Here is a 16455-nt window from a genome sequence, read left to right as displayed (position 1 = left end):
GCTAGCAGAGTATTCTACATTCTGGCTAACAGGATTTGAGCCTGTTCGACCATTTTCTTTCGGCCAAAAATTAGATGACGACGTTTACCGCCTACTTGGCGCCACAGAACAGCACTACGAATACCAGATAGCAGTAGAGCACGGACTTTGTGTTGGCTTGCCGTTTGTTGCAGTACAGAAGGCGTGCCTGTTACTTGAATGCGTGGTCCAATAGGGCTAACAACATCCAAGTAGATGCTTGCTAAATTGCTGATCATTTGATCATCTAGCAGCTCAAAATGCTCTGACTGACGTTTGGCCATTTGGATACGGTCACCAAGCTGGGACATGGCATCGTTGCGAGCGCTTAACTTACGCTCTAGCGCCATTAAGCTAATGATGTAACGAGTGATCTCACTGCCTGATGGGGTGCTATCAATCCCTTTAACCAGACACTCCAGACCGAGCTTTAGATCGGCTTCGCGACCGAATACGCCAACGGTGTTAGCAGGGTTTGTGTTCAAAATAGCGTTGATTGATGTTTCAAAAGCATCTTGATCACAATGCCCGTTTCTCGCAACTTGTTGAACCAAAGCGACAGCTTGGCAAATACCAGCGAAAGCGATAGTACGGTCATAAAGTGTATTCGCCACGTAACGACTCCTAAGCTTGAGAATATTTAATGCGTTGCTCGATGATGCCGCCACCTAGACATACGTCATCTTTATAAAACACTGCTGATTGACCAGGCGTCACTGCAATTTGTGGTTCATCAAAGATCACTTTAATGTTTTCATCATCGATCGGGATGATTGTACAAGGAATATCTTCCTGACGGTAACGAGTTTTCACTGTGCACTTCATAACATCGCGAATTGGCTCACGATCTACCCAGTGAAGTTGTGACGCAAGTAGACCTTCTGATTTTAGCATCGGGTGGTCTTTACCTTGGACTGCGATTAGCACGTTACGCTCTAGGTCTTTTTCACCAACAAACCACGGCTCTTCGTTACCACCGCCGCCTTTACGGCCACCGATGTGTAGACCTTTACGCTGACCTAGTGTGTGGTACATCAAACCTTGGTGCTGACCGATAACTTCGCCTTCTGGCGTTTCGATGTTGCCTGGCTGAGCAGGAAGGTAACGGCCTAGGAACTCAGTAAATTTACGTTCACCGATGAAACAGATGCCTGTTGAATCTTTCTTCTTCGCTGTGATTAGACCTTGTTCTTCCGCGATACGGCGAACTTCTGGTTTTTCCAAATCACCCACAGGGAATAGGCTACGAGCAACTTGTTCGTGGCTTAGTGTGTACAAGAAGTAGCTTTGGTCTTTGTTGCTATCTAGGCCACGCAGCATTTGTGGCTTTTCGCCGTTTTCAGGGAAAGAACGACGCACATAATGACCCATGGCAATGTAGTCTGCCTCAAGCACTTCATCAGCGAATTCAAGGAATGCTTTGAACTTGATTTCTTTGTTACAAAGGATGTCTGGGTTTGGAGTACGACCGGCTTTGTATTCAGCAAGGAAGTACTCAAATACGTTATCCCAGTATTCGGCAGCAAAGTTGATGGTGTGTAGATGAATGCCTAGCTTGTCACATACTGCCTGAGCATCAGCAAGATCTTCTGCTGCTGTACAATATTCTTCGTTGTCATCTTCTTCCCAGTTCTTCATGAACAGGCCTTCTACTTGGTAGCCTTGTTGCTTGAGAAGATACGCAGAAACAGATGAATCAACGCCGCCGGACATACCGACGATGACTTTCTTTTGGCTGTTATCAGACATTACTAAACACCACTTAAATAAACGGGATGCAGATTCTATCAGAATCCACAGACCGGTGACAGATCCGAGATCGAAATCACAATTCGTTTCGCTGCATTTTTCTTCAACAGAAATTCGAACGGGCAATTTCGCAAGTATAGAAGAGGTATATATGGCATAGTTGGCAAAAATCCAAGAGGAAAGTCCAAATGACCGAAGAAAACCAGTTTATGCAAGAAGCCGAGTTGATTGAAATTGTTGAAAACCAACTTGAGGACGGCAATCCATTAAAAGTTAAAGAGACGCTAATGCGCTTAATGATGACAGGGACACCTAGAGAAGAAGCGGTTGCAATGATGGCATGTGCCATGTCGATTGAAATTTTCGATGTGATGAAAAATGAAGGTGAGTTCAACCTAAAGCGTTACTGCGAGCACCTTGAGCAACTGCCAGATCTAAGTTTTATGGAAGGTGAATAAGGAGTCTAGAAGAAAAAAGTGGCTAGCAAACGTTTGCTATAATTGCTTTTATTGCCGCTTTATTATTAGCGGTATAGAATCCGTTCTCCTTTTCATCCCCTTACTCAGACTGACAATATGAAATTTCCTGGACAACGCAAATCGAAGCACTATTTTCCTGTTCATGCTCGTGACCCGCTGGTGAGCCAAGCACAAGAAAGCAAGAAGATGACGCGCACTCACATCATTGGTATTGACCAAACTTTGGTTGATATTGAAGCTAAAGTTACAACTGATGTGATTGAAAAGTACGGTCTGAGTAAAGGTCACTCTTTGGTTATTGATGACGAAAGAGCAGAAGAGTTGTACCAGCAACTTAAAGAAGAGAACTTAATTACCAATGAGTATGCGGGTGGCACAATTGGTAACACGCTACACAACTACTCTGTGCTAGCAGATGATCGCTCTACGCTGCTTGGAGTGATGAGCCAGGATATCAAAATTGGCAGCTATGGCTACCGTTACCTTTGCAATACATCAAGCCGCATGGACTTGAACTATCTACAAGGTGTTGATGGCGCTATCGGTCGTTGTTTCGCTCTTATCACTGAAGATGGTGAACGTACTTTTGCGATCAGTGAAGGGCAAATGAACCAACTGCATCCTGATAGCATTCCAGAAAAAATCTTTAAAAATGCATCGGCGCTTGTACTAACGTCATATTTAGTACGTTGTAAAGAAGGCGACCCAATGCCTGAAGCAACAATGAAAGCGATTGAGTACGCGAAAAAGAATGATGTACCTGTTGTTCTGACTCTTGGGACGAAGTTCGTTATTCAAGATGACCCGAAATATTGGCAAGAATTCATTCGAGATAACGTTTCAGTCGTTGCGATGAATGAAGATGAAGCAGAAGCTCTGACGGGTGAGTCAGACCCACTTGCTGCATCTGATAAAACACTGGAGTGGGCAGATCTAGTATTGTGCACCGCGGGGCCTGTAGGCCTATTTATGGCGGGTTATACGGAAGATAGCGCGAAGCGCGAAACTTCTTTGCCATTACTTCCGGGCTCAATCGCTGAATTTAATCGCTATGAATTTAGTCGTCCGGCGAAAAAAGATACATGTGAAACACCAATAAAAGTGTACTCACATATCTCGCCATATATGGGTGGTCCAGAAAAAATCAAGAATACCAATGGTGCAGGTGATGCTGCGTTATCTGCTGTTCTTCATGATATGGCGGCAAACAAATACCATAAAGAAAATGTGCCTAATTCAAGCAAGCACAGTAACGAATATTTAACTTACTCTTCTTTTTCTCAAGTATGTAAATACGCAAACCGCGCGAGCTACGAAGTTCTCGTGCAACATTCTCCACGTTTGTCACGTGGGCTTCCTGAGCGAGAAGATAGCCTAGAAGAAGCATACTGGGAACGTTAATACACAGTAGTTTAATTAACCATTCTATAACTAAAGTAAAAGGCGCATTAAAAAATGCGCCTTTTTTATTTGTAATGAACCAAATAAAAAAGGCTCCCATTGGGAGCCTTTTAAAAATAGCGCGGATTTAGATCAGGAAATCATCCAGAGATTTACCTGCATCAAGTTGCTCTTGAATTGCAGAAGGTGTACGACCTTGGCCTGTCCAAGTCTTCTCATTACCGTTTGAGTCTGTGTATTTGTATTTAGCTGGACGAGGTGCACGCTTCGCTTTGCCTTTCGTCTTAGTTTCGCCAGATAGCGCAGTAATAAGCGCTTCTACGTCAATACCGTCTTGAGCAATTTTCTCTGCGATCTCTGCTAGCTTAGCTTCTTGCTCAGCTTGTGCTGCACGTTCTGCTTCTTCTGCTTCACGACGCTCTTCTACAACAGTAGTTAGTTTATCTAGAGCTTCTTCCAATTGTTCTAGAGTCAGCTCACGAGAAAATGCACGAAGGCTACGGATATTTAGAAGGGTTTTAGTCAGCTCTGACATAACGATTCCTATTAAAAGGTTAATGTGTTGGGCACTTTTTATCGTTACGATTAAATAATGCCAATCTATAAATAAACAAAGAGTCCTTATATTTAACTTTATCTTTTCCTTATGTGCAAATACTAAATCAAGATTTTGTTTAAATTTAGCTATTTTTTAAAAGCAATAAATATTATTACACTCGAAATAAATCTTATTAGATGAGAATTGAAATCAACACTCGTTATTGTATAGAGATAGAGCCAGCTTGGTTTTTATAAAAAAAGTTGAGTTATTACTTAAAAATATGAAGCGTCCATCTTTGATGGAGTGTCATATATCCTTAATTTATTGATACAAGATAAACCATGATATTTTTAAGGTAGTAATAATGTTTCATAAATAACAAAATTGATGTGATTTCAGTTGCACAAAACTAACTTGAAGTAGACAAGGTTTATAAATTATCTCAGTCATTATTTATTTGTTTAATTTAGTTTGATGTGTTGCATTGACTCTCATCATAAGTACAATGGCTGCTACCTGATGCAATATTGCAGACAATTTGTTGTTAATTTGTACAGTTAGTGGTTAATTGTTTGTTGTTGCCGTAGAGGCGCGGTCTCGAAGAGTAGCTATTATTGGGGTGATGCCAATGAATAATAGTGGAAGGCGAAGATTGCCGAAGTAAGTAACTCATCAAAGTTACTTGCTGGGGTTGTATCTGAAAGGAACAACACTGCCATAGTATATATTCACATTAAACTATGGAGCGCTACTGTAGGGTTGGGTGGAGTGTTCGCTTCCCTGTCGCTAAGTTCAACATGAGCACGTATCGTATGCTACGTGACTTGTCTGCAGTAGATCTCTAGCCAAACTTTGGTTTTTGAAGATCATGAATTTAATAGATTTTTCTAGTTCTCCTGTTTCATTATTGCCACCTATTGTCGCTTTGACTTTGGCGATTCTGACTCGACGTGTATTAGTTTCCTTAGGTGTAGGTATCGTGCTGGGTGCGGTTCTACTTAATAGCTGGTCTATCGGTGATACCGTTAGTTACGTGAGTTCTCAAGTTTCTTCTGTCTTTATTGAAGATGGCGGAATTAACACTTGGAACATGAGCATTGTTGGTTTCCTAATCTTATTAGGTATGACAACTGCATTATTAACGCTATCTGGTGGTACTCGTGCATTTGCCGAATGGGCACAATCTCGAGTGAAGAGTAAACGCGGCTCCAAACTTCTTGCTGCCTTTTTAGGCGTATTCATTTTTGTCGACGATTACTTTAACAGTCTTGCTGTTGGTGCCATTTCTCGTCCAGTAACCGATCGTTTTTATGTGTCTCGCGCGAAGCTTGCATACATTCTAGACTCAACTGCTGCACCAATGTGTGTGATCATGCCTGCTTCTAGCTGGGGTGCTTACATTATTACGATTATCGGCGGTATCTTAGTCTCACATGGGATCACTGAGTATTCGGCTCTTGGCGCGTACGTTCGTCTTATTCCAATGAACTTCTACGCAGTTTTTGCACTGCTTATGGTGTTTGCTGTGGCGTGGTTTGGCCTCGATATCGGTAAGATGCGTGAGCATGAAATCTCTGCATCTCAAGGCCGCGGCTTTGATAAAGACAAAGAAAACGACTCGCAAGAAGCGCATGATCTAAACGAAGAGCTAGATATCCGTGAAAGCGAAAAGGGTAAAGTGTCAGACTTGGTACTTCCTATCGTGACGCTGATTATTGCGACTATCGCTTCTATGCTTTACACGGGTGGCCAAGCATTGGCTGCTGACGGCAAAGAGTTTGCGCTTCTAGGTGCGTTTGAAAATACAGATGTAGGCACATCACTAATCTACGGTAGCTTGCTTGGCTTAGCTGTCGCATTATTTACTGTTGTGAAGCAAGGTCTTCCAATGGGTGAAATTGCACGCACACTTTGGATTGGTGCTAAGTCTATGTTTGGAGCGATTCTAATCCTAGTATTTGCTTGGACTATCGGTTCGGTTATCGGTGACATGAAGACGGGTTCTTACCTTTCTACAATGGCGCAGGGCAATATCAATCCACATTGGCTACCGGTTATCCTATTCTTGTTGTCTGGTCTAATGGCATTTTCAACCGGTACTTCTTGGGGTACGTTCGGCATTATGCTTCCAATCGCGGGTGATATGGCTGGTGCAACCGATCTTGCGCTAATGCTCCCAATGCTAAGTGCAGTTTTAGCCGGTGCCGTTTTTGGTGACCATTGTTCACCTATCTCCGATACCACTATTCTGTCGTCGACTGGTGCACGTTGTAATCATATTGATCACGTATCGACCCAGTTGCCTTATGCATTGTCCGTGGCGCTAGTTTCCTGTGTTGGCTTCATTACTTTGGGGATGACTGCGTCAATTGCATTCTCATTCATCGCTGCATCAATCACATTTATTATTGTATGTGGAGCACTTTCTTGGTTGTCGAAGTCTAAAATGGCATCGTGTCAAAATGTCTAGTACAGCTCAGTGTTTTTAATAAAGAGGAAGCTCCGCTAAATTTAGCGGAGCTTTTTTTTAACGCGATTTAGGTGAGGGGGGCAATCGCGTTTTTGGGGATAATCGTTTCGTGTTAAAAGCGAGCTGTTTGTGTTCTGAGCACTCCTTTCTGTGCTGCGATAGAAAATCTATCAACCGACTTCTTCTTAGCTCTAAGCAAAGACTGTGCCCGGTTTAAGTTGTTGATTTTAAAAGTAGTAATATCAAGAGATTTCTGATGAGGGGCTAAGTAAATGATATATGATGAGTTGTCTGTTACACAGTGTCACGTTACACCTGTACAGCAACTAAACATTTAAGTTGTATTTCTTTATTAGACGATAAAGCGTTGTTCTTGAAATACCAAGATGACGTGCAGCCGCACTCATATTGTGCTTATTTTCTTCGATAGCTTGCAGTAGGTAGTCGAGATCAATTTGGTCCACTGAAGGGAGTAATTGCCTTTCATTATTATCAAGGCCCAAGTCGGCGACGAGAAGCGTGTGATCTTCACACATGACAATCGCTCGTTGGATTACATTTCGCAGTTCTCTTACGTTACCTGGCCAACGATGTTTGAGGAGCTTGGCTTTCACTTTATCCGACATTTTTTGTACCTGACCATGAGACAAATCGGTCAAGAAGTGTTCTGATAACATAAGGATATCTTTCCCACGCTTTCTCAGTGGAGGAATAGTTAATGGCAAGATATTAAGCCGATAGAATAAATCTTCACGGAATCCGCCTTGTACAACCTCATTTTTCAAATCCACGTGGCTCGCAGCAATGACTCTACAGTCCACGTCAATGAATTTATCAGCGCCGACTTTATGGATTTGCTTACTCTCTAAAAAGTGCAGAAGGTGGATTTGTAGATCCGGCGGCATATCACCAATCTCATCTAGGAATAGGGTACCTTTATGTGCTTTTTGAATAAAACCGATACGATCTGAAATCGCTCCTGTAAATGCTCCTTTTTCGTGACCGAAAAGTTCGGACGCAATAAGACCACTTGGAATTGCGCCGCAGTTAACTTCAACAAAAGGTGCCGAGTGTCTGTTCGACAACTGATGAATAAGACGAGCACAGAGACCTTTGCCCACCCCTGTTTCACCCTGAATGAGTACTTCAGCATCACATTGAGCGTACTTTTGGATTGCCGTGCGAAGTTCTTGGATACATGCACTATTGCCGATTAATGGGTATAGTGTTGTATCGCTGAAATCCACAGCTTGTTTGTTACTACCGTTACGCAGTTTCATGGTTAATCACTATTTTTTGCCCCACTCAAATAATAGTTTTGAATGAGTCGTCTCAAACGTGAGTGGATGTCTCTTTATTGAGAATGATGTCAATTACTAAGGGCGGTGAGATCTAAATAGTTGTTTTGATGAAAATTCATACTATTCTTCTTTTTCTTTAAGAATAGGGTTGAATAGAAACCTAATTTCTACCCATATACTCAACTGAAATTAAATTTAAATCCTTTAAAATCAAGTAACTATAAAAAATAGTTAGAAAATGCTAAATTCAGTATTGAAAAATATAGAATCCTTGGTTAGTGTGGTTACTAACGAAGCAACTCAATAGAGCCTTAAATAAGTATGCGTAATTTTGCAATGAACATTCATCACCATCATCACCCAATCTAGTCTTTCGGGCGATGCACGCATACCCGGGAGGCAGGAAACTCCCGGAGGTGAAATCAAAGTAAAAGCAGATTTTAAACCCTCGGGAGACTCCAATCTCTCGAGGGTTTTTTAGTTTTATTAATTCAAAAATTACTTAGATATCAACATCTTGCACAGGGAAAAAGCAATGCAAACACAACGCTTAAGAATCGCAATTCAGAAAAAAGGTCGCCTTAGCAAAGAGAGCCAAGCTCTGCTAAAACAGTGCGGCGTAAAATTTAATGTAATGGGTGAGCGTTTAGTGGTTCACTCGGAGAACATGCCAATTGATTTGCTTTTGGTTCGTGACGATGACATCCCTGGCTTGATCATGGATGGCGTGGTTGACCTTGGTTTCATCGGAGAAAACGAACTAGAAGAAGTTCGTCTTGATCGCAAAGCTTTGGGTGAGCCATGTGAGTTTGTTCAACTTCGTCGACTGGATTTTGGCGGTTGTCGCTTGTCTATCGCTATCGACAAGGATGAAGAGTACAACGGTCCACAAGACTTAGCTGGTAAGCGTATTGCCACAACTTACCCTCAACTCCTAAAAGCTTACATGGATGAAGCAGGCGTTCCATTCTCCACATGTATGCTAACTGGCTCTGTAGAAGTTGCACCTCGCGCAGGTCTAGCTGACGCTATTGCTGATTTGGTATCGACTGGCGCAACGTTAGAAGCGAATGGCTTAAAAGAAGCGGAAGTGATCTTTAAATCTAAAGCGACGCTGATTCAACGTATCGGTGAGTTTGATGCAGACAAAACAGCACTGATTGAAAAACTACTGACTCGCATGCAAGGCGTACAACAAGCGAAAGAGTCTAAGTACATCATGCTTCACGCGCCAGCTGAAAAGCTCGATCAAATCAAAGCACTACTTCCTGGTGCTGAGGATCCTACGGTTCTTCCTCTTTCTGCAGATAAGCAGAAAATGGCTGTTCACTTAGTGAGTTCTGAAAACCTGTTCTGGGAAACCATGGAACAGCTAAAAGAGTTAGGTGCTAGCTCAATCCTAGTGCTACCAATTGAAAAAATGATGGAGTAAACATCATGAGAACAGTCGTTTGGCAATCTTTAAGTGAAGAGCAGCAAGATTCGATCTTAGAACGTCCTGCTATTGCAGAAGGTGCAAATATCACTGCAGCAGTGTCTGAGGTTATCGCTAAAGTTAGAAATGAAGGCGACTCTGCTCTCAACGAGCTGACAGAAAAGTTTGATCGCGTTAAACCTGAGTCCATTCGTGTTTCTTCTCAGGAAATTAAAGCCGCTTCAGAGCGCTTGTCTGAATCAATGAAAAACGCATTAGAGCAAGCTTATGCCAATATTTCTAAATTCCACAAAGCGCAAAAGCCACAGCCAATTAAAGTCGAAACTCAACCGGGTGTGCTTTGTGAACAAGTAACACGTCCAATTCAAAAAGTGGGTTTGTACATTCCTGGTGGTAGCGCGCCATTGCCATCGACGGTTTTGATGCTTGGCGTGCCTGCGAAAATTGCTGGCTGTCGTAAAGTTGTGCTTTGCTCTCCGCCTCCAATCGCTGACGAGATCCTTTACGTAGCAAAATTGTGTGGCATTGATGAAGTGTACAACGTCGGTGGTGGTCAAGCTGTTGCTGCAATGGCATATGGTACAGAGACCGTATCAAAAGTTGATAAGATTTTTGGCCCGGGTAACGCTTACGTGACGGAAGCAAAGCGTCAGGTGAGCAATGATTTCCGTGGCGCAGCGATTGATATGCCAGCGGGTCCTTCGGAAGTTCTTGTGGTTGCGGATGAAACAGCGGACCCAGATTTTATTGCGGCGGACCTTCTAAGTCAGGCAGAGCATGGACCTGACTCTCAAGTTGTACTTGTGACGCCATCAGCCATTATTGCAGATCAGGTGACAGATGCCGTTCGTCGTCAATTGAAAGAGTTGTCTCGTTCAGAGATTGCAGAAAAAGCGCTCGCATCGAGTTTAATCATTATTGCTGAATCGATCACCCAAGCGATCTCTATTTCTAATTATTATGGTCCTGAGCACTTAATTGTTCAGACTAAGAACCCACGCGAGCTTCTGCCTCTATTAGACAACGCAGGTTCGATCTTCCTTGGGGATTGGTCGCCTGAATCTGCAGGTGATTACGCATCGGGCACTAACCACGTTCTTCCTACTTACGGTTACACACGGACATATTCAAGCTTAGGTTTGGCTGATTTTTCTAAACGAATGACGGTTCAAGAGCTTTCAGCTGACGGTCTTAAAAATCTTGCGCCAACGGTTGTCACCATGGCTGAAGCAGAAGGTCTGGACGCCCACAAACGTGCTGTTACTATCCGTGTAGAAAAATTAGCAAGTAAGTAAGAATAAGAGAGTAAAGAGATGGAAAAGCTAGCGCGTAAACAAGTCCAACAACTAACACCTTATCTTTCGGCTCGCCGAATTGGTGGAACAGGTGACGTATGGCTGAACGCCAACGAATCGCCATTCAACAATGAATACAAAACAGACTTTGCTCGTCTTAATCGTTACAGCGAATGCCAGCCGAAAGAACTGATTTCTGCTTACGCCGCGTATGCTGGAGTGAAGCCAGAACAAACGCTGACTTCTCGCGGCGCAGACGAAGGTATTGAGTTATTGATTCGTGCTTTTTGTGAACCGGGTGAAGACACGATTTTATACTGCCCACCGACTTACGGTATGTACGCCATCAGTGCAGAAACCATCGGTGTAGAGCGCAAAACGGTGCCGCTAACGTCAGATTGGCAACTAGACCTCGCAGGTATCGAAGCGAATCTAGATAACGTGAAACTGGTTTTCGTATGCTCGCCAAACAACCCAACGGGTAACTTAGTTAAGCGTGACGATATTGTCTCTCTGCTTGAGATGACAAAAGACCGCGCAATCGTGGTCATGGACGAAGCGTACATCGATTTTTGTCCAGAAGCGTCAACAGTAGATTTATTGGCAGAATATCCAAATCTAGCGATTCTGCGTACTCTGTCGAAAGCTTTCGCGCTTGCTGGTCTTCGTTGTGGATTTACGCTAGCAAACGAAGAACTGATTAACGTCCTTCTTAAAGTGATCGCACCATATCCAGTACCGGTTCCAGTTGCTGAAATTGCTACTCAAGCGCTCTCTGAAGCAGGCCTAGCGCGAGCGAAGTTCCAAGTTCTCGATTTGAACGCGAACCGAGCTTACTTACAAGTTGGTTTGTCGATGATTCCGGGTCTGGAGGTTTTTGAAGGGTGGGGTAACTACTTATTGGTGAAATTCCCAGATGGCGATGCTCTTTTCAAAGCCGCTTGGGATACGGGCATTATCCTGCGTAACTCGCCAATTGAGAACTGCGTGCGTATCAGTGTTGGTAACCGCGACGAGTGTGAAAAGACAATGGGTTTCATTAGAAACTACTATTCATAAATAGAATTCTCAACGTTCTCGGTTTATGCCGAGAACGAAACAAGATTAGTAATAAGGAAGTTCGAGTGAGCAAGCAACAAAAAATCCTATTTATCGACCGAGATGGCACGCTGATTGTTGAGCCACCGATTGATTTCCAAGTTGACCGTTTAGATAAGCTAAAACTAGAGCCATTTGTTATCCCAAGCCTGTTGTCGTTGCAGGATGCTGGATACCGTCTAGTGATGGTCACTAACCAAGATGGTTTGGGTACTGACAGCTACCCACAAGCTGATTTTGATGCACCGCACAACATGATGATGGAGATCTTCGAGTCTCAAGGTGTGAAGTTCGATGACGTGTTGATTTGTCCTCACTTTGAAGAAGATAACTGCTCTTGCCGTAAGCCTAAGCTAGGCATGGTGAAAGAGTACCTTCAAGGTGGCAAAGTTGATTTCCAAAACTCTGTCGTGATTGGCGATCGTCAAACCGATCTTCAACTTGCAGAAAACATGGCAATTCGTGGTATTCAATACAACCCAGAAACCATGGGTTGGAAACAGATCCTGAAAGATCTGACGGTGAAAGCTCGTGTTGCTGAAGTTATTCGTACCACGAAAGAAACGGACATCAAAGTTGCGGTTAATCTTGATGAGCAAGGCGGTAACGATATCTCAACGGGTCTTGGTTTCTTCGACCACATGTTGGATCAAATTGCGACGCACGGTGGATTCCAGATGGTGTGCAAAGTAGAAGGTGATCTACACATTGATGATCACCACACGGTCGAAGATACCGCTCTTGCGTTGGGTCAAGCATTGAAAGAAGCACTGGGTGACAAACGTGGTATTGGTCGCTTTGGCTTTAGCCTGCCAATGGATGAGTGCTTGGCACAATGTGCACTAGATCTATCTGGTCGTCCTTACCTTAAGTTCGACGCGCAGTTTAGTCGTGAGCAAGTGGGGGACCTTTCAACAGAGATGGTAGTTCACTTCTTCCGTTCTTTAACTGACACACTAGCGTGTACACTGCACCTTTCTTCTACGGGCGACAATGATCACCACATCATTGAGAGCCTATTTAAAGCGTTTGGTCGTACTCTGCGCCAAGCAATCAAAGTAGAAGGCACTGAGCTACCGAGTAGTAAAGGCGTACTTTAAGGCTAACGTTAGCAAGGAGAAAAACAGTGACAGAACAGAAAGTTGTCATTATCGATACTGGCTGTGCCAACGTTTCTTCGGTGAAGTTTGCCATTGAACGCCTAGGCTATGACGTAACGATTTCAAAAGATCCACAAGTTGTATTGTCGGCAGATAAGTTATTCCTACCGGGAGTGGGAACCGCCAGCGAAGCGATGAAAAACCTAGAAGAGCGTGACCTTATCAGCTTGGTAAAACAGGTAGAAAAGCCGCTATTAGGTATCTGTTTAGGCATGCAGCTGTTGGGCAAAGTGTCTCAAGAAAAAGGCCAGAAAGCCGACGAGTTAGTTGAATGTCTCGGACTTTGTGATGGCGAAGTGAAGCTGCTACAAACTGGAGACTTGCCGCTGCCGCATATGGGTTGGAATACCGTTTCTGCAAAAGCAGGCAATCCGTTGTTCAAAGGCATTGAAGAGGGTGAGTACTTCTATTTTGTGCACAGCTTTGCGATGCCAGTTGGAGACTACACCATTGCTGAATGTGATTACGGAAATCCATTCACTGCTGCGGTTCAAAGCGGTAACTATTATGGTGTGCAATTCCACCCAGAGCGTTCTTCAAAAGCGGGCGCGAAGCTTATTCAAAACTTCTTAGAATTATAAAAGGGATTTAGTGTGATTATTCCAGCTCTTGATTTAATTGAAGGACAGGTGGTTCGCCTTTATCAAGGTGATTACGGCCAAGTAACCGAGTACAAAGTCGACCCAGCAGAGCAGTTCAATTTGTACCACCAAGCGGGTGCTAACTGGCTGCACTTGGTGGATTTAACTGGCGCGAAAGACACGACAGCACGCCAGCTAGATTTGATTGCAAAGCTACTAGCAAGCACACCAGCGAACATCCAAATCGGTGGTGGTGTGCGTACAGAGCAAGACGTGATTGATCTGCTAGAAGCCGGTTCTCAACGTGTTGTAGTTGGTTCTACAGCAGTAAAACAACCAGAGCTTGTGAAAGGTTGGATGGAAAAATACGGCGCAGAGAAAATCGTTCTCGCGCTAGACATCAACATCGATCAAGACGGCACGCGCAAAGTTGCCATTTCTGGCTGGCAAGAAGATTCAGGCGTGACTATCGAAGCTCTGATCAACGATTATCTGACGGTAGGTCTACAGCATGTGCTTTGCACGGACATTTCTCGTGACGGTACGCTAGAGGGCTCAAACGTTGAGCTTTACGTCGACCTATGTAAACAGTACCCACAAGTGCAGTTTCAATCTTCAGGCGGCATTGGCTCATTAGCAGATATCGAAGCACTAAAAGGCAGTGGTGTGGCTGGCGTGATTGTTGGTCGTGCGCTGTTAGATGGTAAGTTCACAGCAGAGGAGGCATTTGCATGCTGGCAAAGCGAATAATTCCATGTCTTGATGTTCGTGATGGACAAGTGGTGAAGGGCGTTCAGTTCCGCAACCACGAAATCATTGGTGACATCGTTCCTCTGGCGCAGCGTTATGCTGAAGAAGGCGCTGACGAGCTTGTGTTCTACGATATTACCGCTTCAAGTGATGGGCGTGTCGTTGATAAAAGTTGGGTCGCTCGCGTTGCAGAAGTGATTGATATTCCGTTCTGTGTCGCTGGTGGCATTAAATCAGCAGAGGACGCAGCGCGCATTCTTGAGTTTGGTGCAGATAAGGTATCTATTAACTCTCCTGCCTTGGCGAACCCTCAGTTGATTACTGACCTTGCTGATAAGTTTGGTGTGCAATGTATCGTCGTTGGTATCGATTCATACTACGACAAAGAGACGGGCAAGTATCAGGTTTACCAGTTTACTGGTGATGAAGAACGCACCAAAGCGACCCAATGGGAAACGCGTGATTGGGTGCAAGAAGTACAAAAACGCGGCGCTGGTGAAATCGTACTTAACATGATGAACCAAGACGGTGTGCGTAACGGATACGACATCGAACAACTGAATATGGTGCGTGAAGTGTGTAACGTGCCATTGATTGCATCGGGTGGTGCAGGTGCCATGGAGCACTTCGCAGAAGCCTACCAAAAAGCCAATGTGGATGGCGCGCTTGCCGCATCGGTATTCCACAAACAAGTCATCAACATTGGTGAATTAAAGCAGTATTTGAAACAACAAGGCATTGAGGTACGACTATGAGTGTAAAAGCCGCCGAAGTAAGTTCGCTAGCTGAGCGAATCAACTGGGAAAAGGTGGATGGTCTGGTACCTGCCATCGTACAAGATTTTCAATCAAGCCAAGTGCTGATGATGGGTTACATGAACCAAGATGCGTTGGCAAAAACGGGCGAAACAGGTCAAGTGACGTTTTTCTCTCGTACCAAGCAGCGTCTTTGGACGAAAGGTGAAACCTCTGGCAACGTATTGCAACTAGTGAACATGCAGCTAGATTGCGACAACGATACGCTACTGGTTAAGGTGAATCCCATTGGTCCTACGTGCCACTTGGGTAATACAACTTGCTGGGATGTGGACCCTCAAGAGGAGTCACAAATGGTGTGGCTTCATCAACTTGAGCAGCTACTGGCTGCCCGCAAGAGTGCCGACCCAGATTCCTCTTATACTGCCAGTCTTTATGCCCGTGGCACCAAGCGTATTTCGCAAAAAGTGGGCGAAGAAGGCGTTGAAGTCGCGCTTGCGGCGACGTCGGGCGATAAGGCGGAGTTAGTGTGTGAATCAGCAGACTTGATTTACCACTTAATGGTATTGCTTCAAGACCAAGGCTTATCGATGAATGACGTAGTGAACAAGTTGAAAGAGCGTCATAAGTAAACTTGCTTATAGATAAGTGAAAGCCCCTATGCTCTCAAGTCTAGGGGCTTTTTTTAATTTAGTGTTCTTGATTCGGGGGTAAAAACCGGCAACAGTGCTGGTGGCGATTAGATTCTGAATCACGCTCGTCCCTCGCTGTTCAGAATGACGGTATATTTTCTAATGGTATTTGAAGTCGCGTTATCTATTTCAAACGAAAGTACATATTCACGTTATTCCGACTAGCTTAGGTGAGATCAGGAATCTCATTAAAGCGAGCTCAATAAGCTAAGCGTGGATGCCTTTACCCACAACACTTCTTAAACTTCTTACCGCTTCCGCAGATACACGGATCGTTACGACCTAGCTTTAGGCTACTAACTGGCTGGCTCAATCGTGGATCCTGTTCTGGCTCTTCTTCAGGAAATGTGCCGTCAATGTAGTACCAAAGCCCATTTTCTTTTACGAAGCGAGAACGTTCTGTCATACAGTAGCGTTTGCCGTCTTCATCAAAATAAGCGCTAAACTCGACAAAGCCTTCATTGTCATTACTGCCAGTTTCTGTTTTTAATACTTCAAGTTTGCACCAATCGCTGTCGATAGATTGGGCAATGCCTTCTCGTTGTTCTTCTGCATTACAGCTTGGGTGGTACGTGTTCACCACGTAATCTACTAGACCTAACACATGCGCACTGTAACGAGAGCGCATTAACTGCTCCGGAGTGGTAACGTCAGCATGGTTATTGTGGGCAATTTCACAACACTGTTGGTAGGTGCGGTTAGAGCCGCAAGGACAAGAAGAAGCCATAAA

16 protein-coding genes, 1 riboswitch and 1 other annotated feature are annotated in these 16455 nt (G+C 44.1%); of the genes, 11 read left to right on the top strand and 5 right to left on the bottom strand.

From position 1 onward, the window contains the following. Positions 1-14 precede the first annotated feature (14 nt). Positions 15-632 (bottom strand): high frequency lysogenization protein HflD, encoded by a 618-nt coding sequence (gene hflD, locus R2S67_RS07335; RefSeq protein ID WP_046874772.1) that lies wholly within the window; start codon positions 630-632, stop codon positions 15-17. Between the two features lie 10 nt (positions 633-642). After that, on the bottom strand, positions 643-1767 hold the full coding sequence (mnmA, locus tag R2S67_RS07330) for a tRNA 2-thiouridine(34) synthase MnmA (protein ID WP_317343004.1): 1125 nt from the start codon (positions 1765-1767) through the stop codon (positions 643-645). 188 nt (positions 1768-1955) lie between these two features. Between mnmA and R2S67_RS07325 the strand changes: the two genes are divergently transcribed. Together R2S67_RS07325 and R2S67_RS07320 are read left to right on the top strand one after the other, a co-directional pair. Continuing rightward, a complete protein-coding gene (locus R2S67_RS07325; RefSeq protein WP_005390859.1) occupies positions 1956-2225 on the top strand; it encodes a hypothetical protein in 270 nt (89 codons plus the stop codon). Between the two features lie 117 nt (positions 2226-2342). Further along, the gene (locus R2S67_RS07320; protein WP_005390861.1) at positions 2343-3647 is read left to right on the top strand and encodes an inosine/guanosine kinase; all 1305 of its coding nucleotides are present in this window, start codon (positions 2343-2345) and stop codon (positions 3645-3647) included. A gap of 127 nt (positions 3648-3774) precedes the next feature. Here R2S67_RS07320 and R2S67_RS07315 read toward each other — a convergent pair whose 3' ends face one another. Next, a complete protein-coding gene (locus R2S67_RS07315; protein ID WP_005390863.1) occupies positions 3775-4182 on the bottom strand; it encodes an H-NS family nucleoid-associated regulatory protein in 408 nt (135 codons plus the stop codon). 582 nt (positions 4183-4764) lie between these two features. After that, a riboswitch (Lysine riboswitch) is annotated at positions 4765-4947 on the top strand. A gap of 109 nt (positions 4948-5056) precedes the next feature. Here R2S67_RS07315 and tet(35) point away from each other — a divergent pair. Then, entirely contained in the window at positions 5057-6658 is a 1602-nt protein-coding gene (tet(35), locus tag R2S67_RS07310) for a tetracycline efflux Na+/H+ antiporter family transporter Tet(35) (RefSeq protein WP_005390865.1), read from the top strand. Positions 6659-6984: 326 nt separating this feature from the next. Here tet(35) and R2S67_RS07305 read toward each other — a convergent pair whose 3' ends face one another. Further along, on the bottom strand, positions 6985-7938 hold the full coding sequence (locus tag R2S67_RS07305) for a sigma-54 interaction domain-containing protein (RefSeq protein ID WP_005390867.1): 954 nt from the start codon (positions 7936-7938) through the stop codon (positions 6985-6987). Positions 7939-8303: 365 nt separating this feature from the next. Beyond that, positions 8304-8441, top strand: a sequence feature (His leader region). Positions 8442-8494: 53 nt separating this feature from the next. On the opposite strand from R2S67_RS07305, the gene hisG reads away from it, so the two are divergent. The 8 genes from hisG (at position 8495) to hisIE (ending at position 15665) form a co-directional block, all read left to right on the top strand. Beyond that, a complete protein-coding gene (gene hisG / locus R2S67_RS07300) occupies positions 8495-9391 on the top strand; it encodes an ATP phosphoribosyltransferase (RefSeq protein WP_005390869.1) in 897 nt (298 codons plus the stop codon). A 5-nt stretch (positions 9392-9396) separates the two neighbouring features. Next, the gene (gene hisD, locus R2S67_RS07295; protein WP_317343001.1) at positions 9397-10689 is read left to right on the top strand and encodes a histidinol dehydrogenase; all 1293 of its coding nucleotides are present in this window, start codon (positions 9397-9399) and stop codon (positions 10687-10689) included. Between the two features lie 18 nt (positions 10690-10707). Then, positions 10708-11748: a histidinol-phosphate transaminase gene (hisC, locus tag R2S67_RS07290; RefSeq protein WP_317343000.1), complete on the top strand. Its 1041-nt coding sequence runs from the start codon at positions 10708-10710 to the stop codon at positions 11746-11748. 65 nt (positions 11749-11813) lie between these two features. Continuing rightward, positions 11814-12887 carry a bifunctional histidinol-phosphatase/imidazoleglycerol-phosphate dehydratase HisB gene (gene hisB / locus R2S67_RS07285; protein ID WP_317342997.1) on the top strand — a complete coding sequence of 358 codons (1074 nt, stop codon included), beginning with the start codon at positions 11814-11816 and terminating at the stop codon, positions 12885-12887. 26 nt (positions 12888-12913) lie between these two features. Beyond that, positions 12914-13528, top strand: a complete 615-nt coding sequence (gene hisH / locus R2S67_RS07280) for an imidazole glycerol phosphate synthase subunit HisH (RefSeq protein WP_006743042.1) — start codon at positions 12914-12916, stop codon at positions 13526-13528. A gap of 12 nt (positions 13529-13540) precedes the next feature. Further along, entirely contained in the window at positions 13541-14278 is a 738-nt protein-coding gene (hisA, locus tag R2S67_RS07275; RefSeq protein ID WP_317342995.1) for a 1-(5-phosphoribosyl)-5-[(5-phosphoribosylamino)methylideneamino]imidazole-4-carboxamide isomerase, read from the top strand. Then, entirely contained in the window at positions 14260-15033 is a 774-nt protein-coding gene (hisF, locus tag R2S67_RS07270) for an imidazole glycerol phosphate synthase subunit HisF (protein WP_004749837.1), read from the top strand. Before hisA ends, hisF begins: the two co-directional genes overlap by 19 nt. After that, positions 15030-15665 carry a bifunctional phosphoribosyl-AMP cyclohydrolase/phosphoribosyl-ATP diphosphatase HisIE gene (hisIE, locus tag R2S67_RS07265; RefSeq protein ID WP_005533681.1) on the top strand — a complete coding sequence of 212 codons (636 nt, stop codon included), beginning with the start codon at positions 15030-15032 and terminating at the stop codon, positions 15663-15665. Before hisF ends, hisIE begins: the two co-directional genes overlap by 4 nt. Before the next feature lie 283 nt (positions 15666-15948). On the opposite strand, the gene R2S67_RS07260 is transcribed toward hisIE, so the two are convergent. Further along, positions 15949-16452, bottom strand: coding sequence for a YchJ family protein (locus R2S67_RS07260; protein ID WP_317342988.1), 504 nt, complete (start codon positions 16450-16452; stop codon positions 15949-15951). Positions 16453-16455 lie beyond the last annotated feature (3 nt).

Source organism: Vibrio sp. T13N (assembly GCF_032970445.1).
GTDB lineage: Bacteria > Pseudomonadota > Gammaproteobacteria > Enterobacterales > Vibrionaceae > Vibrio > Vibrio diabolicus.
The sequence above is the reverse complement of the archived record's forward strand: the minus strand, read 5'-3'. Positions and strand labels throughout refer to the sequence as shown.

Coding starts and splice junctions, on each gene's coding strand:
- mnmA (WP_317343004.1), bottom strand. CDS start 1,767: ATGTCTGATAACAGCCAAAAGAAAGTCATCGTCGGTATGTCCGGCGGC.
- R2S67_RS07325 (WP_005390859.1), top strand. CDS start 1,956: ATGACCGAAGAAAACCAGTTTATGCAAGAAGCCGAGTTGATTGAAATT.
- R2S67_RS07320 (WP_005390861.1), top strand. CDS start 2,343: ATGAAATTTCCTGGACAACGCAAATCGAAGCACTATTTTCCTGTTCAT.
- R2S67_RS07315 (WP_005390863.1), bottom strand. CDS start 4,182: ATGTCAGAGCTGACTAAAACCCTTCTAAATATCCGTAGCCTTCGTGCA.
- R2S67_RS07305 (WP_005390867.1), bottom strand. CDS start 7,938: ATGAAACTGCGTAACGGTAGTAACAAACAAGCTGTGGATTTCAGCGAT.
- hisG (WP_005390869.1), top strand. CDS start 8,495: ATGCAAACACAACGCTTAAGAATCGCAATTCAGAAAAAAGGTCGCCTT.
- hisD (WP_317343001.1), top strand. CDS start 9,397: ATGAGAACAGTCGTTTGGCAATCTTTAAGTGAAGAGCAGCAAGATTCG.
- hisC (WP_317343000.1), top strand. CDS start 10,708: ATGGAAAAGCTAGCGCGTAAACAAGTCCAACAACTAACACCTTATCTT.
- hisF (WP_004749837.1), top strand. CDS start 14,260: ATGCTGGCAAAGCGAATAATTCCATGTCTTGATGTTCGTGATGGACAA.
- hisIE (WP_005533681.1), top strand. CDS start 15,030: ATGAGTGTAAAAGCCGCCGAAGTAAGTTCGCTAGCTGAGCGAATCAAC.
- R2S67_RS07260 (WP_317342988.1), bottom strand. CDS start 16,452: ATGGCTTCTTCTTGTCCTTGCGGCTCTAACCGCACCTACCAACAGTGT.